This window comes from Enemella evansiae, from assembly GCF_002250705.1.
GTDB classification, from domain to species: domain Bacteria; phylum Actinomycetota; class Actinomycetes; order Propionibacteriales; family Propionibacteriaceae; genus Enemella; species Enemella evansiae.
Genome location: NZ_NMVP01000012.1, coordinates 251480 through 273391 on the forward strand (window position 1 = coordinate 251480; position 21912 = coordinate 273391).

Annotated in this window: 19 protein-coding genes; 2 read left to right on the forward strand and 17 right to left on the reverse strand. The window is 67.8% G+C overall.

The features are described from left to right. Positions 1 to 230: 230 nt before the first annotated feature. Positions 231 to 1442, reverse strand: coding sequence for a chloride channel protein (locus BI335_RS09820; RefSeq protein ID WP_094430628.1), 1212 nt, complete (start codon positions 1440 to 1442; stop codon positions 231 to 233). Continuing rightward, complete coding sequence (locus BI335_RS21055) at positions 1439 to 2041, reverse strand: TetR/AcrR family transcriptional regulator (protein WP_166646807.1); 603 nt, start codon at positions 2039 to 2041, stop codon at positions 1439 to 1441. Before BI335_RS21055 ends, BI335_RS09820 begins: the two co-directional genes overlap by 4 nt. Positions 2042 to 2069: 28 nt before the next feature. Between BI335_RS21055 and BI335_RS09830 the strand changes: the two genes are divergently transcribed. Further along, positions 2070 to 3365: a cytochrome P450 gene (locus tag BI335_RS09830; protein WP_172421820.1), complete on the forward strand. Its 1296-nt coding sequence runs from the start codon at positions 2070 to 2072 to the stop codon at positions 3363 to 3365. Here BI335_RS09830 and BI335_RS09835 read toward each other — a convergent pair. From BI335_RS09835 to BI335_RS09865, 7 genes are read right to left on the reverse strand one after another with little or no spacing between them, the layout of a single operon-like run. Next, a complete protein-coding gene (locus tag BI335_RS09835) occupies positions 3355 to 4179 on the reverse strand; it encodes a sugar phosphate isomerase/epimerase family protein (protein WP_094430632.1) in 825 nt (274 codons plus the stop codon). The genes BI335_RS09830 and BI335_RS09835 overlap by 11 nt on opposite strands. A 23-nt stretch (positions 4180 to 4202) precedes the next feature. Beyond that, the gene (locus BI335_RS09840) at positions 4203 to 5360 is read right to left on the reverse strand and encodes a Gfo/Idh/MocA family protein (protein ID WP_094430634.1); all 1158 of its coding nucleotides are present in this window, start codon (positions 5358 to 5360) and stop codon (positions 4203 to 4205) included. A gap of 2 nt (positions 5361 to 5362) precedes the next feature. After that, entirely contained in the window at positions 5363 to 6535 is a 1173-nt protein-coding gene (locus BI335_RS09845) for a levoglucosan dehydrogenase (RefSeq protein WP_094404485.1), read from the reverse strand. A 41-nt stretch (positions 6536 to 6576) separates the two neighbouring features. Beyond that, positions 6577 to 7398: a sugar phosphate isomerase/epimerase family protein gene (locus BI335_RS09850; protein WP_094430636.1), complete on the reverse strand. Its 822-nt coding sequence runs from the start codon at positions 7396 to 7398 to the stop codon at positions 6577 to 6579. Positions 7399 to 7434: 36 nt separating this feature from the next. Continuing rightward, entirely contained in the window at positions 7435 to 8403 is a 969-nt protein-coding gene (locus BI335_RS09855; protein WP_094425872.1) for an ABC transporter permease, read from the reverse strand. Then, on the reverse strand, positions 8400 to 9917 hold the full coding sequence (locus BI335_RS09860; protein WP_229119533.1) for a sugar ABC transporter ATP-binding protein: 1518 nt from the start codon (positions 9915 to 9917) through the stop codon (positions 8400 to 8402). The genes BI335_RS09855 and BI335_RS09860 overlap by 4 nt, the downstream gene beginning before the upstream one ends. Before the next feature lie 37 nt (positions 9918 to 9954). Next, positions 9955 to 11109 carry a substrate-binding domain-containing protein gene (locus BI335_RS09865; protein WP_094430640.1) on the reverse strand — a complete coding sequence of 385 codons (1155 nt, stop codon included), beginning with the start codon at positions 11107 to 11109 and terminating at the stop codon, positions 9955 to 9957. A 263-nt stretch (positions 11110 to 11372) separates the two neighbouring features. On the opposite strand from BI335_RS09865, the gene BI335_RS09870 reads away from it, so the two are divergent. After that, positions 11373 to 12392 (forward strand): LacI family DNA-binding transcriptional regulator, encoded by a 1020-nt coding sequence (locus BI335_RS09870; protein ID WP_094430642.1) that lies wholly within the window; start codon positions 11373 to 11375, stop codon positions 12390 to 12392. 3 nt (positions 12393 to 12395) lie between these two features. Here BI335_RS09870 and BI335_RS09875 read toward each other — a convergent pair whose 3' ends face one another. From BI335_RS09875 to BI335_RS09910, 8 genes are read right to left on the reverse strand one after another with little or no spacing between them, the layout of a single operon-like run. Further along, positions 12396 to 13154, reverse strand: coding sequence for an SDR family oxidoreductase (locus BI335_RS09875; RefSeq protein WP_094402566.1), 759 nt, complete (start codon positions 13152 to 13154; stop codon positions 12396 to 12398). A gap of 4 nt (positions 13155 to 13158) precedes the next feature. Continuing rightward, on the reverse strand, positions 13159 to 13995 hold the full coding sequence (kduI, locus tag BI335_RS09880) for a 5-dehydro-4-deoxy-D-glucuronate isomerase (RefSeq protein WP_094430644.1): 837 nt from the start codon (positions 13993 to 13995) through the stop codon (positions 13159 to 13161). 39 nt (positions 13996 to 14034) lie between these two features. Continuing rightward, positions 14035 to 15180, reverse strand: a complete 1146-nt coding sequence (locus tag BI335_RS09885) for a glycoside hydrolase family 88 protein (protein WP_094404479.1) — start codon at positions 15178 to 15180, stop codon at positions 14035 to 14037. Continuing rightward, positions 15177 to 17879 (reverse strand): hypothetical protein, encoded by a 2703-nt coding sequence (locus tag BI335_RS09890; protein ID WP_094430647.1) that lies wholly within the window; start codon positions 17877 to 17879, stop codon positions 15177 to 15179. The genes BI335_RS09885 and BI335_RS09890 overlap by 4 nt, the downstream gene beginning before the upstream one ends. 25 nt (positions 17880 to 17904) lie before the next feature. After that, positions 17905 to 18819, reverse strand: coding sequence for a carbohydrate ABC transporter permease (locus BI335_RS09895; protein ID WP_229117637.1), 915 nt, complete (start codon positions 18817 to 18819; stop codon positions 17905 to 17907). After that, positions 18816 to 19775 carry a carbohydrate ABC transporter permease gene (locus BI335_RS09900; RefSeq protein ID WP_094425861.1) on the reverse strand — a complete coding sequence of 320 codons (960 nt, stop codon included), beginning with the start codon at positions 19773 to 19775 and terminating at the stop codon, positions 18816 to 18818. The genes BI335_RS09895 and BI335_RS09900 overlap by 4 nt, the downstream gene beginning before the upstream one ends. Next, a complete protein-coding gene (locus BI335_RS09905; protein ID WP_094356636.1) occupies positions 19765 to 21069 on the reverse strand; it encodes an ABC transporter substrate-binding protein in 1305 nt (434 codons plus the stop codon). The genes BI335_RS09900 and BI335_RS09905 overlap by 11 nt, the downstream gene beginning before the upstream one ends. A gap of 21 nt (positions 21070 to 21090) precedes the next feature. After that, positions 21091 to 21909, reverse strand: coding sequence for an IclR family transcriptional regulator (locus BI335_RS09910; protein ID WP_094430649.1), 819 nt, complete (start codon positions 21907 to 21909; stop codon positions 21091 to 21093). Positions 21910 to 21912: the final 3 nt, after the last annotated feature.

Below are 21912 nucleotides of genomic sequence, written 5' to 3' on the forward strand. Positions count from 1 at the left end.
GCGGCTCGATCGAGGAATCGGCCGTCTTGTTCATTGATCGCGGATCGAGCCGCAGATTCCGAAGGAGGGCGGGTCGGGAGACCTGCCCCCTGCGCGTCGTGGGACGACGGCAGCTCGGATCGGCTGCATCCGCCGACTCGATGAACGGGGATTCATCTCGACACGGTCGCTGCGCGACCTACTCGATGAACGAACAAGCCCCGCACGCTGCGCGAGCTACTCGATGAACGTCAGTGAGACTTTTCCTGTTCCGGAAGGAACTGGACGACGATCAATCCGATGCCGACACCCACGGCCAGCGGGATCAGGGCATTGCCGTGCAGGATGAACGCGCAGATCAGCAACACCGCAAGGGGTTTCCGCATTCCGATGGTGGTGGCGGCCCCCATCGCGGCAACGATGGCGGCCGAGGGATGCAGACCGGGCACCAGCGCCAGCGTGGCCGCACCGGCCGCCGCCCCCGCGAACAGCAGCGGAAAGATCGCACCACCGCGCCAGCCAGTCGCCAGATTCACTGCGGTGGCGAGCAATTTCAGCACCGCCACCCCGGCCAGGGCGAGCCAGGCGCGTTCGTCGACCATCGTCAGGATCTCACCGAACTCGTGGTGTCCGGAGAACCGGATCACCGGCCAGGCAGTGGCCAGTGCCGCGAACACCAGCGTCCCGAGCAGGGTCTGCACCGCCACGCTTCGCGGGCGCTGCAGCAGCTTCGCGATCATCGGCCCGACCAGCACATAACCGGCCGCCACCGCGGCCCCGGCCACCGCCGGTACCACGGCCAACGCGAGATCCACTGCCCGGAACCCCGGATAGGACGGCACGCCGAGATCGGTCGGCCGGCCGCTGACCAGCGCGTACACCACCAGAAATCCAACCAGGCCGGCGATCGCGGCCAGCAGGGTGAGCAGTTTGCCCGGCCCGAGGGTGTCATCGTCGTATGCCGCAGCCCCCGGCGGCGACCCATAGAGACCGGACAGCACCGCCGCGTTACCGGCCTCGCCGACGGCCCGCGCCTCGGCCTGCGATCGGGTGATCCGCAGACTCACCAGCGCGGACAGTTCGGAGACGATCGCGATCAACCCCGCCTCCGGACCGATCGCGCCGCCGAAACCGACCGCGATGATCGCCGAGACGGCGAGCAGCGCGGTGCGACGCCGATGCAGCGACCGTGGATCGGCGGCCGCCTTGATCTGTTGCTGCAGATCGGCGTCATCGGTGTTCCCGCGCAACAGGGCAAGGAGAATGCCGCCGATACAGATCGCGACGAAGACATACCACCGGGCCTCGGAGACCGACCAGACCAGGTCCTGGCCCCCATTCATCAACGCCAGTGCGAGCGCCGCCACCGCACCGGCAACGGCGCCGTAGCCGACGGCGATCACCAGCGGCCGCCAGCGTCCCGGCGCCAGTTCCTCCGGCTCTGCCCGATCCGATTCGCTCACTTTGCCTCCCCGGGCAGGTATGCCGCGGCAGCACCGCCAGCCAGCAGCATGGCCGGCACCCGATCGGCCAAGGCAGCCGAGGGGGCCGACAGTTCGTGCAGCAGGATCCCGTCGACCAGCGCCAGCACCAACCGGGCACCGCCCTCGGGATCGGCCGAGTCCAGGCCGGCGGCGACCCTGCGTACGAAGACCTCGCGATGCGCCCCGATCACCTGCTGCAGCTCCGGCCGCGTGGAGGCGTACAGGAACAGCTCGAAGCGTGCCCGGGCCAGCGCGGGTTCCGCCTGGATCGCGTCGGCCACCTCCCGGGCGCGCTGCCAGACCTCCGTCGGCAGGTCGCCGGCCCACATCCGGGCCCGTTCGACTGCCGAAACCTCGAGCAGATGTCCCAGCTCGACCTCGACCAGCCGATGCAGCACGGCGTCGATCAGGCCGTCGAGATTGCCGAAATGGTACTTGGCCAGACCCTGGGAAACCCGGGCCCGGTTCTCCACCTTGCGGTGGGTCAACCCGCGCATCCCCTCATGCGCGAGCTGCCCGATCGCGGCGTCGATGAGCCGGTCACGCACCCTTTCGCTCGACTCCCGGGATACCACCATGCCCGCGAGTGTAGTAAGTTCCACGGTCGTGGAAGCAGTTGCTGCCGAGACCGGCTGGCCGACCATCGATTACTGGCCGGCCGAGAACGCCATGTTCTGGGGTCGCCGGTTCAGCCCGGTCTACCCGACCTGGCTCGGTCGGCGTTACGTCTATCTGCTCGGCCCGGAGGCGAACGAGTTCGTCTTCGCCAATGATGGGCTGTTCCGGGTACGCGAGGCGTTCCGCGGGCTGATCCCGGTCGACGGCCCCACCGCGCTGATCGTCACCGACGGCCCGGATCATGCGCGTCGCCGCGCACTCGTCCGGCCGAGCCTGCATCACCGGCAGGTCGCGGGTTACGTCGAGACGATGGTGCGCACCGCCGACGAGGCACTGGCCGGGATCGCACCGGGCAGCACCGTCGATGGGTACCAGCTGTTCCGCGCAGCGATCCGCCGCTCCACCCTGCGCGCCCTCTTCGGCTCCCCACTGGCCGAGGACGCAGACATTCTTGGTGAGCAGCTGCAACCGCTGCTGTCGCTGGCCGATCTGATGCCGGACGTGGTCGAATGGCACGCCCGGCTGAACACCCCTCGGTATCGCCGCGCGATGGCCGCGCGCGCCGCTGTGATCGCCCGCATCGACACCGAGATCGCCCGGATCCGCAACCTCGACCACGATGCCGAGAGCCAGGTGCTGGCGATGTTGGTGCACGGCCGCGACGGCACCGGTTCCGGGCTCACCGACGACGAGATCCACGACCAGGCGATCATGCTGATCGCGGCCGGATACGAGACGACCAGCGCCGCGATGGGCTGGTTGCTCTACACCATTGGCCCCCGCCCGGAGCTGCAGGACCGACTGCGTGCCGAACTCGCCGAGGTGACCGGAGGGCGTACCCCGACCTCCGCCGATCTGGGCCGGTTGCCGTTGCTGTCGGCGACGGTGACCGAGACCCTGCGGCTCTACCCGCCGGCCGCGGTCTCGGCCCGCTACGTCGCCGAGGAGTTCACGTTCGGCGGCCGCCGGGTCCGCCCCGGTACGACGCTGCTCTACAGTCCGTACGCCACCCATCGCGATCCACGGGTGTACGCCGAGCCGCGCGTCTTCCGGCCCGAGCGCTGGCTCGGTGACGAACGACGGCCGGCCGCGGAGTTCCTGCCCTTCGGCGGCGGCATCCATCGCTGCATCGGTTCGTCGATGGCGACCACCGAGCTCACCGTCATGCTCACCCGGCTGATCGCGCGCGGCCTCTTTTCCCTGCCGACACAGCGAATCCACGCGCAGGGGATCTCGGCGATGCGACCCAGGGAGGGCGTACAGATCCGACTGGCTACCGGTTGACCGGGCCGTCGGCGAGTACGCCGCTGAGGTACCGGTAGCTCTCGGCGATGCCGGTGAAGATGTCACCGGCGTAGTGGTCGAACTCGATGATGGCGTAGTCGGCCGACGGGGCGGCGGCGAGCAGTTCGGCCAGCGGGACATCGCCGTGACCGGCCGGTTGCTGGTCCTCCGGTAGCTGTTGCGCGGTGATACCAGGGCGCATCGGGCCGTCCTTGACGTGCACGGCGACCACCCGCTCGCCGAGCCGGTTGAGCAGCTGCACCGGGTCGACGCCGCTGGCGACCGCCCAGTAGAGGTCGACCTCGAGGCGCACACCGGGGTCCAGCAGGTCGGCGAACACTTCCAGGGCGGGGATTCCGTCGATCACGGTGGTCAGTTCGTGATCGTGGTTGTGATAGCCGACCCGGAGTCCGTGGCCGGCGGCCTCGGCGGCGACGGCATTCAGCTTGTCGGCGTTGCGCTGCACGTCCGCCCGGCTCGCCCAGTGTTCGGTTGGTACGAACGGATCGATGAGGACCTCGACACCAAGCTCCTTGGCCGCGGCGAACGTGTCCTCCAGCGGCGGTACGGTCAGCAGTCCGTCCGGGGTGACGACGTCGTCCTCGATCATGATCGCGTGGGCGGTCGGCGCCGCCAATCCGTGCCGATCGAATGCGGTCTTGAGCGCATCGGTCTGCCGGACGAAGTCGAACGCTTCGACGGTGGTGAGACCGATGTCGGCGAGTCGGCCGAGGGAGCCATCAAGATCTGCATCGAGTTCTCGATGGAGAGAGTAGAGCTGCACGGAGATCTGCGGGGTTGTTCCGGTGACCATGTCGAATGCTCCTTTCGTGTGCGTCAAAGGGTTGCGGCGAATGGGTCGAAGTTCTCGGCGACCGGAGGCACCGGCTCGATCCGGCTCTGCACCGGGACGGTCGACCGGGTGGCCATTGCCTCATCGATGGCGATCAGGGTGTCCAGGACGTGCAGACCGAGAGCTCCCGAGGCGAGTGGGCGGTCGCCCGTTCGGACGGCACGCGCCAGATCGAGTACGCCGAGTCCGCGGCCGACCTGCCTGCCGGTCACCGGAATGTCCTCCCAGACGGGCGGGGCCAGGGTGGCGGCCTCCGCCTCGGTGGGATCGGTGATCCCGGTCAGGTCCGGGATTCGGGTGAGCCTGACCTGACCGCTGAACCGGTTCGGATCGGGAATGACCAGGGTCCCCTCCGTGCCGGTGATCTCGACGACGCCCTGACGCGACATCGGGGAATCGAAACTGAGCACGCTCTGGGCGATGCCACCGTCCACGAACTCGGCGATGGCGGCGACATGGGTGGGCACCTGCACCTCGAACTCGGTGCCCCGGCGCGGGCCGAGCCCGATGGTGCGCTTGGGGTGACCGATGGAACCGTACGCGGCGACGCTGCGTACCGAACCGAAGACGTGCACCAGGGTTGTCAGATAGTAGGGACCCATGTCGAACAGCGGCCCGGCCCCGGGCGCGAACAAGAACTCCGGCCCGGGGTGGAAGGTGTCCGGGCCGATGTATTGCAGCACCGTCGAGGCGGACAGCGGTTGTCCGATGTCACCGCGGGCGATGGCCCGGCGCGCGGTCTGCACGCCGGGGCCCAGCACCGTGTCGGGAGCGACCCCGACCAGCAGTCCGGCCGCCTCCGCCCGGGCGAGCAGGTCCTGCCCGCTCGCCCGGTCGGTGCTGATCGGCTTCTCCGACCAGACGTGCTTGCCGGCGTCGATGGCACTCCCGGAGACCTGGGCGTGGACCGCGGGAATGGTGAGGTTGACCACCAGTTCCACCTCCGGATCGGCCAGCACGTCGGCGGGGTTCCCCCATTTCTCGATACCGAACCGCTCTGCCTGGGCCCGTGCCACTTCCGGGGTGCGGTCGCCGAGCACCACCACCCGGATGTCGGGGAACCGGGTGAGGTTCTCCAGATAGGCGGTGCTGATCATTCCGGTGCCGATGAGCCCGACACCGACCGGGCCGCTGCTGGCCATCGTCACGCACCCACCCGCGGGACATCGACCCAGCTCGACGAGGCCGCCGAGTTCGCGATGGCTTCCTCCACCAGGGCGAGCTGGTAGCCGTCGGCGAAGTTCGGTGAGACCGGGCTGCCGTCGGCGATCGCACGGAAGAAGTCGTGGGCCTCGATGATCTTGGTCTCGCCGTAGCCGATGCCGAGCGCCGGGATCGGCCAGAGTGCCTCACCGTAGGGCGTGGCAGGCCCGGTGTAGACCGTGCGGAAACCGCTGCGGTCCTTGGGATCGTCGGCGAAGCTCACCTGCAGTTCGTCGCGGCGCTCGTAGTTGAAGAAGATCGATCCCTTGGTGCCGTGGATCTCGAAGGTGATGTAGTTGTTGCGACCGTAGGCATTGCGGGTCGCCTCCATCGAACCGACGGCTCCGTTGTCGAACCGCAGCATGGTGATCACCTCGTCGTCCACGTCGACGTCAGCGCGCGGCCCGTCGCCGCCCCTGCTGGTGCCGAGCTGGTCGGCACCCCCGGACTGCACCGGCCGGGTCTTGATGAAGGTGGACAGCAGTGCGTTGACCGAATCGATCTCGCCGACCAGGTAGCGGGCCATGTCGAGGACATGGGTGCCGATGTCACCGAGCGCACCGGAGCCGGCGATCTTCTTCTGGAATCGCCACGACAGCGGGGAATCCGGGTCGGCACTCCAGTCCTGGAGGTAGGTCCCGCGGAAGTTCAGGATGTCGCCGATCGCGCCTTCCTCGATGTACTTCTTGGCCAGGGCGACCGCTGGCGTCCGGCGGTAGTTGAACGCCACCATGTTCACGGTGTCGGCATCCTTGACCGCTTCCCACATCGCCTTGGCTTCCTCGACGGTACGCGCCAGCGGCTTCTCGCAGATGATGTGCTTGCCCGCCTGCGCGGCGGCGATCGCGATCTCGGCGTGCAGGTGGTTGGGGGTTGCGATGTCGACGACCTGCACATCGGGATCGTCGATGATGGTGCGCCAGTCGTCGGTGGCCCGCTCGAATCCGAATCGCTGGGCGGCGTCGGCGGCGAGATCCGCGTCGGTTTCCGCCAGTACGGAACGGATCGGCAGCGCCGGGGCCGGCCAGTAGAACATCGGCATCGCGGCATAGGCAAGGGAGTGGGCCTTGCCCATGAAGCCACCGCCGATGAGACCGACATTGAGTTTCTGCATGGTGTTGCGCTCCTTCGATTGGAGGATGTTCGGAAAGGGGTTCAGCCGGCCAGCAGCCGGTCGAGGTAGTTCTTGCTGATCCGTGCCGCCTCGACCGGATCACCGTCGTAGGAATCCAGCTCGACCATCAGCCAGTCGTCGTAACCGGCCTCCTTGATCGCGGCGAGGATGTCGGGGAAGTCGAGGCTGCCCTGCCCGAGCGGGGCGAAGGTGAACGGGTCGGCGATGTAGTCCTTCAGGTGCACGTGCCGGATCCGGTCGGGATAGCGACGGATCAACGCCGCCGGATCCCCGCCACCGGCGGCCAGATGGGCGGTGTCGGGGCAGAAGCCGATCTTCGTCCGCGGCATCAGCCGCTCCAGCTGCTCGGGGCCCTCGACGATGGTGCTCAGATGCGGGTGATAGCTCGCGTCGAGGCCGACATTGGCGGCGATGTCGGTCACCTGATCCAGCGCATCGGCCAGCGCGTCGTAGTCGGAGTCCCGGATGCCGTCGGCGCGGGTGGCGCCACCGCCGACGACCAGGCGCTGTGCCCCGAACCGGGTGGCCAGGTCCGCCGCGCGCCGGATCCGGTGCAGCTCGTCGGGCAGGATGTCGGCGTAGATGAAGTTGGCACCGGTGTAGACACTGACCAGCTCGACACCGGCCCCGGACAGCAGGTCCTTCAGCTCGTCGGGCCGGTCTTCGTACTCCGCCAGGTTCCCGTCGAACATCTCCACGCCCTGGTACCCGACGCCGGCGATGTCCCGCACGGCGTCGGGCATCGAGCCGTTGGTCAGGTAGAACAGATCCTTGACGCTGGTGACGCCGACCGGGTGGCCGACGACGCCGCCCCAGGTGATGGTGCAGTAGCCGAGCTTCATGTGGATTTCCTTTCTGGGCAGGGGAACAGGGAGGTACTACTTCTTGCGGGCCAGGGCGACCGCGAGGATGATGATCACGCCGCGGACGACCTGTTGCTGGCTGGAGTCGAGTCCCGCCAGGATCAGCCCGTTGTTGATGAGTCCGATCAGCAGGGCGCCGAACAGGGTTCCGACCACGGAGCCGGCGCCGCCGAACAGGCTGGTGCCACCGAGGATGACGGCCGCGATGGCGGACAATTCGTCGCCGGTGCCCCACTGATACCGACCCGACTCGAGCCGGCCGGCGTACAGCATCCCGGCGATCGACGCGACGACTCCGGAGAGCAGCATGACCGAGAACTTGATCTTCCTGGTGTTCACGCCGGTGAAAGCGGCCGCGGTGCGGTTGCCACCGGTGGCCAGCACCTGGCGGCCGAAGCGGGTCCGGTTGAGAATGATCGCCCCGAGCACGACGAAGATCGCGCTCCAGAACAACAGCCCCGGGATCGGACCGAAGTTCCCGCCGCCGAAGATCAGGTTGAAGGTGTCGTTGAGGATCGGCTGCGGCGCGGAATTGGTGATCCACTGGGCGACGCCCGCGGCGACACCGAGCATGCCGAGGGTGACCAGGAACGAGGGGATCCCCAGCAGGCTGACCAGTGCCCCGTTGACCGTGCCGACCAGCACCCCGGTCAGCAGACCAGTGAGGATCCCGGGAACCAGTCCCCAGGCAGCGATCCCCATCGCGGCGGTGACCGAGGACAGTCCGGCCACCGATCCGACGCTGAGGTCGATCTCGGCGCAGGCGATCACGAAGGTCATGCCGACGGCGATGACGGTGATGGTCGCGGTCTGCCGGAAGATGTTCAGCAGATTGTTGGGGGACAGGAATCCCTGATCCCTGAGCAGAACGGCGAAGAAGCCGAAGATGACGACGAAGCCGATGTAGATGACATAGCGGCGCCAGTCCAGCTGGCGCAGGGTCGCGCCCAGGCCGCCGGCGTTGGCGGTTGCGGTGGTGCTCACTTCTCCACTCCTTGTACGGCTAGCTCGAGGAACTCCTCGTCGGCGATCGCCTCCCGGGCGTACTCGTCGACGACGTGTCCATCACGGATGATGAGGATCCGGTCGCTGACGGCCAGCAACTCGGGGTATTCGGAGGAGATGACGATCACGCCCTTGCCGGTCGCGGCCAGTGCGCGGATCATCTCGACGATCTCGGATTTGGTCCCGATGTCGACGCCCGCTGTCGGCTCGTCCAGGATCAGCACCCGCGGGTCGGTGCCGAGCCACTTGGCCAGCACGACCTTCTGCTGGTTGCCTCCGGACAGCAGTCGCACCGGGCGGTCCGGATTGTCCACCTTGACGGCGAAGCGTTCGATCAGCTCGGTGGAGATCGTCCTGCTCTTCCTGGTGTCGAGCAGGGGGCCCTTCTCGACCTGCTTCAGCAACGGAAGCATCAGGTTCTCCCGGACCGAGTGCTCCAGCACCAGGCCCTGTTCGCGGCGATCCTCGGGGATCAATGCGAGGCCCTGGGAGATCGCCCGGTCGGGCGATGACAGGTTGATCCGCTCGTTGTGCAGCAGCACCTCACCCGAGCGGGCTCGGTCGACGCCGAAGAGCACCCGGGCCAGCTCGGTCCGCCCACTGCCCATCAGTCCGGCCAGGCCGATCACCTCTCCGGCCCGGAGTGTGAACGACACGTCGTTGACCCGCGGTGGGGCGTTGAGATTGCGCGCCTCCAGCAGAATCTCCTCGGAGATCTCGTGCTCCGGCCCCCGATAGACCATCTCGGCACCGAGCTGCTTGCCGACGATGCCCTCGACGATCTCGGCCGGCTTGATCTCCGCCAATCTCTTTGTCAACAAGCGGTTTCCGTCCCGCAGGATGGTGATGCGATCGGCGATCCGGTACACCTCGTCCATCCGGTGGGAGATGTAGACGATGGCGATGCCCCGCTGTTTGAGTCGGTCGATCAGCTCGAACAGCGCCTCGCTCTCGTGGCGGGCCAGACTGGCGGTCGGCTCGTCCATGATCAGCACCCTGGCGTCCTGCGCGAGCGCCTTTGCGATCTCGGTCAGCTGCCAGTACGCGGTGCTGAGGTCGCCCACCCGGGCTCGAGGATCCACCTCGACCGCCATCTCGGCGAAGATCTCGGACGCTCGCCGGTTCGCCGCGCGGTCGTTGATCAACCCGGTCCGGGTCAGCGTTTCCGAACCCAGGAAGATGTTCTGGGCCACCGTCAGGGTGGGCACCAGGCTGAACTCCTGGAAGACCATTCCGATCCCGGCGGCCTTCGCCTCGTGGATCGAGGCGATCTCGACCGGCTCGCCGGCGATCTCGATGCTGCCCTCGTCCCTGCTGTACACCCCTTGCAGGATCTTCATCAGCGTGGACTTTCCGGCTCCGTTGCCGCCGGCGAGGGCGTGGATCTCGCCGGCATCGACCTCGAAGTCGACTCCGGTGAGCACCGGAACTCCGTAGAAGGCCTTCTTGATCCCGGTCATTCGGATCGCTGCGTTCGATCGTGGCTCACTCATCGCGTCACCTCCTTGTGATCGTGTGCTGACAGCCGGTTCAGCGCTTGACGGAGTTCTGCAGATCCGCCGGCGGTTCGGTGTGGTAGACCTGCCGCCAGGCCTCCAGCACGTTGTCGTGAGTGACGGGAAGTGCACTCAGGGCCACGTACGGCGGCACCTGCTTGCCCAGCGCGGCGCTGGCGGCGGCGTTCACCTCGGTCACACCCTGGTCGTAGGGCACCTGCGCGCCCAGGCCGACGACGAGTTCGTTCTTGGCCAGCGCGATCGCCACGTTCTTGCCCAGGTCCTCGGTGGCGATCTTCAGATCACCGCGCCCGGAAGCCCGCGCCGCCGCCATCACACCCTCGGCCGGAACGTCCCAGACCGCCCAGATCCCGGTGAGGTTCGCGCGCTTGGCCAGCATCGCGTTCGCGGCGGCCTGCGCGTCTCCGGCGAAGTCCGGCCCGGCGATGCCCTTCTCCTCGACGATCTTGAGATCGGGGTAGTCGCGTGTGATCGTGCTCTTGAAGCCCTCGTAACGCTGCTTGGTCACGAAGAAGTCGGCCTCGTGGTAGATCAGCCCGATCTCGCCCTTGCCGCCGGTGGCCTTGGCCAGCAGGTGCGCCGACACGACGCCGTTGCCCAGATTGTCGGCGGACACCACCGTGACGTAGTCCTTGCCGGCCTGCATGCCCTGGGGGACGTTGTCCATGAAGACCAACTTCACGCCCGCATCGGCGACCTTCTTGTACGCCGAGGCGGTCGCGACCGGGTCGGTCGGGATGGACACGATGATGTCGGGCTTCTTGGTCATCACGGTCTCCAGGTCGGAGACCTGCTTGTCGGGCTTGAAGTTGGCATCGGTGGTGGCCACGATCTCGATGCCGAGCTTGTCGAACTGCGCCTTGAGCCCGGCGATCTGGGCATTGGCCCAGTCGTTGCCGCCGTAGTGCATGACGATCGCGGCCTTCAGCTTCTTGGCCTTGACCTGCTCGATCTCGGCGGCGTTCAGCTCGACGCTCTGGGCGACGGCCGGTTCCTCACCGTTCGGGCCCTTCGACAGCACCTTTCCGGTGACCTCGGACAGGGCTTTGTCCGCCTGCGCCGACACGGCGGGGTCGGCGGTCATCACCGTGGTGTTCGCCGAGGTGCACGCGGTGAGCCCCAGCACCAGAGCCGCGGCGAAGGCGCCCAGTTTGGTCCTTGTCATCATGTTCCTCTCCTCTGAGGTTGATGCGGTGAGCGCCCGTCGGCCTGGGTGTGGAACCGGCCGGGAAAGCCGGCTCCAGATGTGATCTTCGTCGCCAGGAACGGATCAGGCGGCCCGATAGCGTTTAACTGTGAACGGTCACGGTTATCATGTCAAGAGGCTGTGATTCAGATCACATCCGGTCGTTTCGCACCGTTCGCCGGTGTGGTCGTACGGTGAGGACGCGGTCTCGACCGAACCGGGAGCCGAGGACGGAGACAGATTCGATGGCAAACACAGGGCTACGGCGCTACCCGAGCATTCGCGACGTCGCCAAGGCAGCTGGGGTGTCGTACCAGACCGTCTCGCGGGTTCTCAACGATCTTCCCGATGTCGCTCCCGCCACCCGCACGAAGGTGCTCGCCGCCGTCGACGAACTGGGTTACCGCCGGAATCTCACGGCCCGGAATCTCGCCACCAATCGGTCGACGACCATCGGGATCGTGACCGACGACTCCCCCCGCCTGGGTCCGGTCAGCACCCTGATGGCACTCGAGAAGGCGGCCCGCCAGCGAGGATCGAACTGCTCGGTCGTCACCGTCGCCGAACCGTACGCCGATACCGTGCCCACCGCGCTGCGTGGCCTGGAGGAGGTCGGCGTGCACGGCATCGTGGTGATCGCGCCCGTGGTGTCCGCGGCGGCCGCGGTGCGCGCCGCCCGGGTCCGGACGCCGCTGGTGCTGATCGCCGCCGGGGAGGATTCGGCCCCCGGCCTGCTGGCCTTCGCCGAGAACCAGGAGTTGGGTGCCCGGATCGCGACCCAGCATCTGCTGCGGCTCGGCCACACCGACATCGTGCACGTCGCCGGCTCCCAGGACTGGTTCGACGGCCGCACCCGGTTACGCGGGTGGGCCGCCGAGATGCGAGAGGCAGGCCTGCCCGCCGACCGCTGGTACGAGAGCGACTGGACGCCGCGATTCGCCTACGAGGTTGGGAAAAAGCTCGTCGTCGAGGGCCTGCCGACCGCGGTCTTCGCGGCCAGCGACCACATGGCGCTGGGCCTGTTGCGGGCCTTCGCCGAGAGCGGGGTGCGGGTACCGGAGGATGTCAGCGTGGTCGGCTACGACGACGCGGAAGGCTCCGACTTCTACTTCCCGCCACTCACCACGGTACGCCAGGACTTCATGGGTCTCGCCACCCGTTCGCTGGAGCTCCTCGACAAGCCGACCGACGACCCGTTCGGCGACGAGCCACCCACCGAACCGCTGCTCCAGATCAGGCAGAGCACCGCCCGGCCGCGGCGGTAGCAGTCAGCGGGCCATCCAGCCGCCGTCCACGGTGATGATCGAACCGTGCACATAGTCCGCACCCGGGGAGGCCAGATAGACCGCCGCGGCCGCGATGTCTTCGGGCTTGCCCCAGCGACCGGCGGGGATCCGGGCCATCAGTTCGGCGGAGCGCTTCTCGTCATCGCGCAACGCCTGGGTGTTGTCGGTGGCGATGTAACCGGGGGCGATCGCGTTCACGTTGATGCCCTGGCCGGCCCACTCGTTGGCCAGTGCCCTGGTCAGGCCGGCGATCGCCGACTTGGCCGCGGTGTAACCGGGCACGTTGATCCCACCCTGGAAGGAGAGCAGCGAGGCGGTGAAGATGATCTTGCCACCCGCGCCGCGCTCCAGCATCGACCGGCCGACCTGGCGGGCCAGCACCCAGGGGGCGTCCAGGTTGATCTGCAGGACATCGGCCCAATCCTGATCGCTGTGCTCGGCGGCCGGCGTGCGCCGAATGATGCCGGCATTGTTCACCAGGATGTCCACCGAGCCGAGGTCGGCGGCCAGCTCGGCGACGCTGACCTTGTCGGACAGGTCCGCCTGTCGCCAGGTGAGCGTACGCCCGTGCTTCTCCGCGGCCTCGGCCAGCGCCTTGGGCGGTTCGGCGCCGGTGGCGACACCGACCACGTCGGCACCGGCCTCCACCAGGGCGACCGCGATCGCCTCACCGATGCCGCGGGACGCACCGGTGACCGCCGCCGTCTTTCCGGACAGGGAGAACAGATCCAGGATGCTCATGATCTCACCGTAGTTCAGTGATCTGCTGCCACTCGCAGTCGGCATAGTCGGTGTTCTCCCCCGCCATCGCCCAGACGAAGGTATACGCCGAGGTGCCCATGCCGGCGTGGATCGACCAGGGTGGTGAGATCACCGCGTTCTCGTTGGCCACGATCACATGTCGGGTCTCCGACGGTTCGCCCATCAGGTGCACCACCCGCTGATCCTCGGGCAGGTTGAAATAGAGGTAGATCTCGCTGCGTCGGGCGTGCACGTGGGCGGGCATGGTGTTCCACATCGACCCCTCGGCGAGCACGGTCACCCCCATCACCAGCTGGCAGGACTGGGCGCCGTCGGCGTGGATGTACTTGTAGATCGTGCGCTCGTTGGAGTTCTTGATGTCACCGAGCGAGATCGGGGCGGCCTCGTCCTTGGTCACCCTGGTGGTCGGGTGCTCGGCATGCGCGGTCGCGGAGACCAGATAGAGCCGGGTGTCCCCGGCGAAGGTGACCTGCTTGGTGCCGCGGCCGACGTAGAGCACCTCCTGGTTCTCGAGCTGGTATTCCTCACCGTCGCAGGAAATGGTGGCGGTGCCGGAGCCGATGTTGACGACGCCGAGCTCACGGCGGTCGAGGAAGTTCTCGGCGCGCAGCTCGTCGGGGACGGGCAGTTCGAGGGTCTTCCCGGCAGGTACCGCGCCACCGATCACCAACCGGTCGGCCATCGAATAGCAGAGGCGTACCTCGCCGTCGGCGAAGAGGTCGTCGACGACGAACCGTTCGCGCAGGTCGGTGGTGTCGAACAGCGGCAGCTGGTCGGGGGCGATGGCGTGGCGGACGTCGATCTCTGAGGTTTCGGGCATCAGATCTTCCTTCCTGGGTTGGGGAATCGGGGCGGGATGTCAGGTGAGGTGGCGGAGTGCGGCGGCCCAGCCGTGCAGGCCGAGTCCCTGCCCCCACAACTGGAGGCGGTCGCTGCGGATCACCGAATAGCCGAACGGGATCAGTTGCAGCACCGTGCCGGCGCTGGTCTGGGTGAGCCCTCCCTGGTCGTCGAGATAGGGGTGCAGACGCAACATCGCGGTACGCCCGGTGGCGCGGTTGGCCTCGGGGTCGATGCCGAGCGCGGCCGCCCGCAGCAGGGCGGCGACGAGCCCGGCAGCGGCCGAGGTCTCCACGATCCCCCGGGTTTCGGGATGTCCGTCCACCAAGACGTACCACACCGCGTCATCGGGCAGGCAGTCGCGTACCCCGGTGAGCTGCGCGGCCAACCGATCGGTGAGCCGGCGCTCCAGGTCCGCGGGCAGGGCACCGTCGTGGAAGTCCAGCAGCTCACAGGCGGCCAGTGCCAGCCAGGCGTTGGCCCGACCCCAGCGACACGGCGGCACCTCGCCGTGGTGGGAACCGTGCGCCATCAATCCACTGCGCGGGTCCTGCAGGATCTCGGCGTGCGCGAGCCACTGCTCGGCGGCGCGCACGATCAGATCCTCCCGCCCGACCAGTCGGCCGTGGTGGATCAGAAAGGTGCCCATCATGTAGGCGGTGTCGGCCCAGACGCCACCCGGCCAGTGCTCGACGGCACCGTTGGCGTCCAGGGTCGCCGCCCCCGGAGTGTCCAACCAGGCAAGCAATCGCTCACCGACGGCGGGGTCGCCCAGGCGCGCGGCGGCAGCACCGGGGGCCAGGTTGTTGACGTGGTCGATGACGAGCTGGTCCACGGGGTGGCCGGCGAAGTAACCGGTGACCACCGGTGGGATCTCGGCACCGAGCGCGAGGGCGGCGTCGACCATCCCGCCGAGGACCACTCCCTCGCCCCAGAACCAGCGACTCAGATCCAGGGTGGCCGAGCGATCCATCAACCGGCGCAGGTCCGCGCGCAACCGGTCGGCGGTGAGCTCGGCCGCCGGCAGCGCGGGCAGTGGTGGGTCGGCGAGCTGGGCCACGGTCGGGTCCAGGCCCACCTCGCCCGGTTCGTCGGCCGGACCGGGGAAGGCACCGGGTACGCCGGAGAGTTCGGCGAGGTCGGCGGGACGCTGCTGTTCGCTCATCGCTGCTCCCCCACCTCGAGGCGGACCTGATGACTGAGGCCGTCCAGGCGGCAGTCGAGCCGGGTGCTGTCCCCGGTCACGAAGGGGCCGTCCAGACCCGGTTCGTTGCCCAGCGGTTCGTCGATCCGGCCGTCGACCAGGAACGGCCCGTCGAAGTCGAGTTCCAGCGCCGGGCGGCCCTCGGGTGCAACGGCGGCCCGCGGGCCGAGATCACCGGTGGTGTAGTCGGGTTCTCCCAACGAGGACACGAAATCCTGCAGGCTCCCGTCGGTGGCAGCCCGGCCCACGATGCAGACCCACGCGGTGCCATCGCCGAGGGGACGCAACTCCTGCAGTGCGTCCGGGCCGCTGCGCACCAGCCGGGCGCCGCCGGCGGCGCTCAACGCGACGTAACCGTCGCCGACCCGGCCGGCGGTCCAGCTGCCCTGCTGCAGCCATTCGTCGAGGTGGGTGGTCGGGAACCAGGCGTGGCTGTAACCCATCGGGTCGTCCGGCCCGATCCGGTGCAGGGCGATCAGGGTGTCGCGGTGCTGGCGGACCCGGGGCAGTTCCCGGTTCCCGGCCCAGCCGTTGGGCCGCGCCGACGGGGAGACCGAGTCGTTCGGCGCATGGTTGACCGCGATCTGCGCCTCCGGGCCCAGGGTGGCGCCCCAGATGTATTCCTGCAGCCCCGGCAATCCGGCCCGATAATCCTGCGCGGAGGACAGCATCACCTCGGGTGCGCGGTAGAAGACCGCCCGGGACCGGTAGGGCCGCGCCAGCAGGTCGTGATCGAAGCGGTACGCCCCGGCGTACCGCTGCTCGTGCCAGGTCGGCTCGGGTCCCGGAATCGCCAGCCGGCAGGCGATCTCGGGCACCTGGTAGCGCTCGGCGGTGGCGATCGCCGCGGTCGGCAGTACCGCGTCGTTGAGGGCGCCGACGCCGAAGCAGACCCATTGGATCGGGGCGGTCTCCTCCAGCCGCGAGGAGCGCTGGGTCTGCACATAGGAGCGGCCGTGGGCGGCCCCGTGCACCCCGCGCCAGGAGTTGCTGGCCAGGGAGAGCAGGATCCGGTCGGCGAGCGCGGTGGCGAGTCGGCCCAGCTCCTCGTCCTCGGCGAGTTCGACCAGGGAGATCGCGGCGAAGCAGTCGATGGCCAGGTAGGCGTTCGAGTCGAACTCGGCGAAGCCACCGGGCAGGCGTACGCCCAGCCATTCGAGCAACAGTTTCCGACCGTGGGCGGCGTGTTCGGCACCGGTCCAGCCGGAGTTGGTGAACCTCTGGTCGGCGAACAGGGTGCCGATCAGATACTCGGCGGTGTGCCAGACGAACTGGTGGTTCTCGGTGAAGTAGCACATCGCGTCCAGGCCGGGCTGGTCGATCCAGAACTTGAAGCCCAGCAGGGATTCGGTGACCTGCTCGCGGACCCCGTCGGCCCACTGCTCGGCGGGTACGCGGTGCAGCAGGTGCGCCAGTCCGACCGCCTCGAAGTCCGCGCAGTCGGCGCGGTGGTCGATCATCCAGAGCGCCTTCTGGACCCGCTCGTCCGTCACGACCGGTTCGGTGGCTTCGACTCGCTCGTTCCTCGCTCGCTCAGCCGACGTGGATTGGAGCGTGTGGGCGGCGAGGGCCGCGGCCGTACCGCCGATGGTCAGCGCGTGTTCGAGGAACTCCCGGTGCCACTGGGCGGGCTCGCCGATCGGCGTACCGCGGTAGTCCCGTGGCAACCGGGCGAACGGCAGCAGCCGCCGGATCGGGCTCGTCGGTTGATCGGCGACGGCGATCGAGGCCTCGTCGTAGGGGCGGGACAGCATCGAGGCGCCGGTGCCCCCGGACGACAGGTCGTCCTCGTCGTCGGCGTCCTCCTCGGCGGTGAAGTCGACCGCGACCGGTTTCTCGGAGAGCTCGACCCGACGGGTCACGTCGGCGACGGTGGCCTCGACGGTCAGCCCGCGCGGGCCGGTGAGCAGCAGCTCACCGGTGTCACTGCCCCAGCGCGCCGAGCCGACGGCGTTGAGCAGCAGTTCGCTGCCCCGGGCCACGTCCTCATCGGCGCCCGGACTGGGGATCACCACCCGCACCGGCAGACCGAGCACCCGCACCCGGTAGACCTGGCGTACCTCCCGGAAGGCGACCTGCCAACCGGCCAGCACCAGTGTCGAGGTGCCGGACGGCAGCCACACCTCGACCCGGTGCACACCCGGTTCCATGTAGCGGACCTCGTTGCTCGACAGCAGTTCCTTCCCATCGAGCCAGAGCGTGAACGGCCCGGTCGCGGCGACCTCGATGGTGCGTCGGTCGGCCTGATCCACCTCCAGCAGGGTCGCCGCGGTGGCGTACCGCCATTGCGGGGTGTAGCAGAACTCCGACCAGTCGAGCAGGCCGTCGGCGTTGGTGTGCACCCGATGCCACTGCCCCACCTGCTCGGCGCCACCGGCGGTCAGGGTGAACGCCCCGCCCTCGACCACCTCACCGACCGGCGGAGCGGTGATCCGCTGCGTAGGTAGCAGTTTTTCCTTCAGGAGCGTGACATCCGGGCCGTTGGTGAGCACCCAGCGGGTATCGGTGTGGCTGAGTTCACCGTCGACGTCGAACGGATCACCGGCGGCCGGCAGGTCGGCACCGAGGTCGGCCTCTGCGGCGTACGCCGGACTGATCAGCCAGTCCCGGACGGTGCGCCGGGCATCGAGTGGGTGGACGGTTCGGTTGGTGATGGGCACGCAGATCCTCGGTTGTTCGATGCCGTTACTTGATGCCGGTGTTGGAGATGCCGGTGACGATGTGGCGCTGCAGGAAGAGGAAGATGATCACCACGGGCAGCATGCTGACCACCGACATGGCCAGGATGTAGTTGAACGGGACGGTCTCCTCGGCGCTGAACTGGGCCAGCGCGACCGGCAGGGTGTACATCTCCTGCTTCTGGCTGATGATCAACGGCCACAGGAAATCGTTCCAGCGCCACATCACCGAGAAGATCGTCACCACCGCGATCGCCGGCCCGCACAGCGGCACGACGATCCGCCAGAAGATCGGGAACTCCCGGGCCCCGTCGACGCGGGCGGATTCGATCAGCTCGTCGGGGATCGTCAGCATGTACTGCCGGAGCAGGAACACACCGGTCGGGGTGGCTGCCGGCGGGATGATCAGGCCCCAGTAGGTGTTGATCAGGTTCAGATTGTTCGCCACCTGGTAGACCGAGATCAGGATCACCTGCAGCGGCACCATGATCATCGCCAGCACCACGACGAACAGGAAGTCCCGGCCGCGGAAGTTGTACTTGGCAAGGCCGTAGGCGCACATGGTGTTGATCACCACGGTGAGCAGGGTGGCACCGATGGTGACGACGACCGAGTTGAACAGATAACGGGTGAAGTCGAATCTGCTGATCGCCTCGGTGTAGTTGGCCAGGGTGAACGCCTCCGGCAGCAGGGTCGGTGGCCGCAGCCCGAGCTCGGCCTGGGTCTTGAAGCTGGACAGCACCGCCCAGATCAGCGGGATCAGTACGCCCAGTGCGGCGACGATCAGCACCGCGTAGCGGAGCACGGTCATCGTGGTGGGTGTGCTGCTGGAGCCGATCGAGGTCCACTTCTTGCCGTTCGCGGTCCTCCGCTGCCTGGGCTCGGGGCCGGTGCTCGGCTCGGCCTGCTGGAGCGTACTCATGCCGCATCCTTCCTGCGCCCGTAGGCGAAGTTGGCCATCGTCAGCGCGAACACGATGAAGAACAGCACCACACCACCGGCGGCACCCAGGCCGTAGCGGATCGGGGTGCTGAACGCCTTCTCGTAGATGTACTGCACGATCAGCGTGGTGGCACCGACCGGCCCACCGCCGGTGAGGGTCCAGATGAAGTCGAAGGACTGGAAGCCGGCGATGGTGGAGAGGATCAGCACGACCAGAGTGGTCGGCCGCAGCAGCGGCCAGGTGATCTGGAAGAAGCGCTGGGTGGCGCTCGCCCCGTCCACCTTGGCGGCCTCGTAGACGTTGGGGTCGATGCCCTGCAGCCCGGCCAGCACGATCAGCGTGTAGAAGCCGGTGTGCATCCACAGCCCGACGAAGATGACCACGCCGAGGGCGAGGTTCTCATCGACCAGCCAGGGGATCTCGCCGATGCCGAAATTGCCGAGCGCGACATTGACCAGGCCGTTGGAGCGCTCGAACATCCAGCCCCAGAGCAGGCCGATCACCACCGCCGACAGCAGCGACGGCAGGAAGAGGACGGCCCGGAAGAAGGTGCGGCCGCGGAAGCGGTCGTTGAGCAGCACCGCGAACAGGGTGGAGAAGACGATGGTCAGCACCACGAAACCGATGGTGAAGATCGCGGTGTGGGTGAGAACGCCCAAGAACTCGTCATCGGTGGAGATCTCGGCGAAGTTCTCCAGACCGACGAACTCGAAGAGCTGGCCGTCGCGGGAGTCGAAGAGCGCGATGTAGAACATCCACAGCGCGGGAATGATCGTGAAGATGGTGAAGACCACCATGTTGGGCAGCACGAACAGGTAGGGGGCGAGCGTCCTGCCCAGGGGCCGCGAGCGCCTGGCCCGCGGGGGCGTACCGCCGCCCGGGGCAGGAATGCTCCCGCCCCGGGTCGGCTCGGTGACTACCTGGTCAGCTGACATCCTTGATGGCCTTCTCGGTCGCTTCCTTGAGCTTCTGAGTGGCGCCGGCCGGTTGTTCCTTCCCGGCAAGGACATTTGCGGTCTCGGAGACGAATCCCTTGGCGGCATTGGTGAAGGCCGGTGAATACGCCGAGGCGTAGGTGTCCTCGGGGGTCTCGGAGATGTCGTCCTTGAAGACCTGCATGTCGTCGGAGCGCACCTTGTAGTCGATCGTTGCATCGACCAGGTCGGTGCGGGTCGGCAGGAAGTTGGCCTGGGCGTCCATCTGCTTCTGGTTCTCCTGGGAGTTCATCCAGGTGACGAATTCCGCCGCCAGGGCGGGGTTCTTGGACTTCTTGAAGGCGGCCATGAACTTGCCGCCCGGGAAGCCGCCGCAGCGTTCCTGGCAGGGGTTCGGAACCGCCTGCCAGCCGAACTTGGCGTTCTTGGCGAAGGCGGCCACCTGCCAGTTGCCGGAGATGTAGACCGGGACCTGCTGGGCCAGGAAGATCTCGTTGGCCGCCTTGTATTTGGAGCCCGCCTGCAGGGTCAGATCCTTGGGCATGGTGCCGTCGTTGTTCCACTTGGCGAAGTCGGTGAGCATCGCGGTGGTCTTGGCGTCGTCCAGGCCGACCGACTTGCCGTCGGGACCGATCAGGTTGGTGCCGTACTGGCTGAGCATGGTGGAGAAGCGGTGGCCGGAGACATCCATCGCGACCGCGTTCTCGGTGTTGTTCGCCGCCTGCACCTTCTTGGCGGCATCGACCATCTCCTGCCAGGACTTCCACGGCTTGTCCTTGGTGGGCGGTTCGACACCGGCCTTGCGAAACATGTCGGTGTTCACGAACGGGCCGTTCATCGTCAGGTCGCTGGGCACCGCGAGCCGTTCCCCGTTGTCCCCGGTGGTCCACTTGTCCACGCCGGGGATGAACTTGCCGTCCAGCTCGCTCTTCTGGAACTGGTTCAGATCGAGCAGCTGGGTCTTCACATTGGTGAGGGTCGCCAGCCGGGCCACATCGGGTGCGTTGTCACCGGTCAACCGGGCCTGCAGGGACTGGTCGAGGTTGGCGAAGGGCACGATCTCCAGGTTGACCTTGACGCCCTTCTCCTTTTCATACTTGGCGATCAGGTCCCGGGTGGCCTGTTCGTCGGGGCCATCGGTGAAGTAGAGATAGGTGAGTTCCTGGGGCCCGCTGCGCGGGTCGGTGTTGGCGGCCTGCGGCTGGGTGGACTGCTGCTGGCCGGGTGTGCAACCGGCCATCGCCAGCGCACCGGCGCACATCAGCGCCACTGCGGTGGTGCGGAGCTTGGTCATGGGTCTGCCTTTCTTGGGACGTCACTGGCCCTGGGTGTGGCCCTGATCGAGTTGGTTCTGGTCGAGGTCGCCCATCCGCTCGGAGAGCGCGCGGGCGGTGGCGATGACCCGGTCGATGACCCGGTCCTGGTGGTTTCGGATCCGGTCCTGTGGACCCGCGACGGAGATCGAGCACACGGGGTGGCCGACATGGTCGACGACGGCGACCCCGAAGCACATCACCCCGAGTTCGTGTTCGCCCAGGTCGACCGCCCAGCCACGCTGCCGGGTCTCCTCGAGCTGGCGGCGCAGCTCGTCGGTCGTGGTGATGGTCGTCGGCGTGAATGCCTGCAGCTGCAGGGATTCCACGATCTGCTCGCGTTCGGGTTCGGGCAGTGCGGCGAGGTACGCCTTGCCGAGCGAGCTGGCGTAGACGGGTCGCCGGGCACCGAGCAACCGGCGTACGCCGACCAGATGATCGCTGTGGTCCTCGTGGGCGATGTAGACCATCTCGTCACCGTCGCGGATCGCCATCAGCGCGGCCTCGCCGAGCTCATCGGCGAGCTGCACCAGCAGCTTGCGGCCGTGCTCCCAGGGGTCGAAGGCGCGCATCCCGGCGACCCCGAGCAGCACCGACCGCTCCCCCGGGACGACCCGGCCGTTGAGCGTGGAATCCCATTCGACGAGCCCGTGCTCGCGCAGCGTGGTGAGCACCCGGAAGGCGGCACTCTTGGAGAGGCCGACGCGTTCGATCAGGTCGCTGACGGTGGGCTGCTGACCCTGGGACAGCAGATCGAGGATGGCCAGCCCGCGCTGCAGCGTGCCGGCCGGGCTGTCGATTTCCACCGCACGGCTCGCCATGCG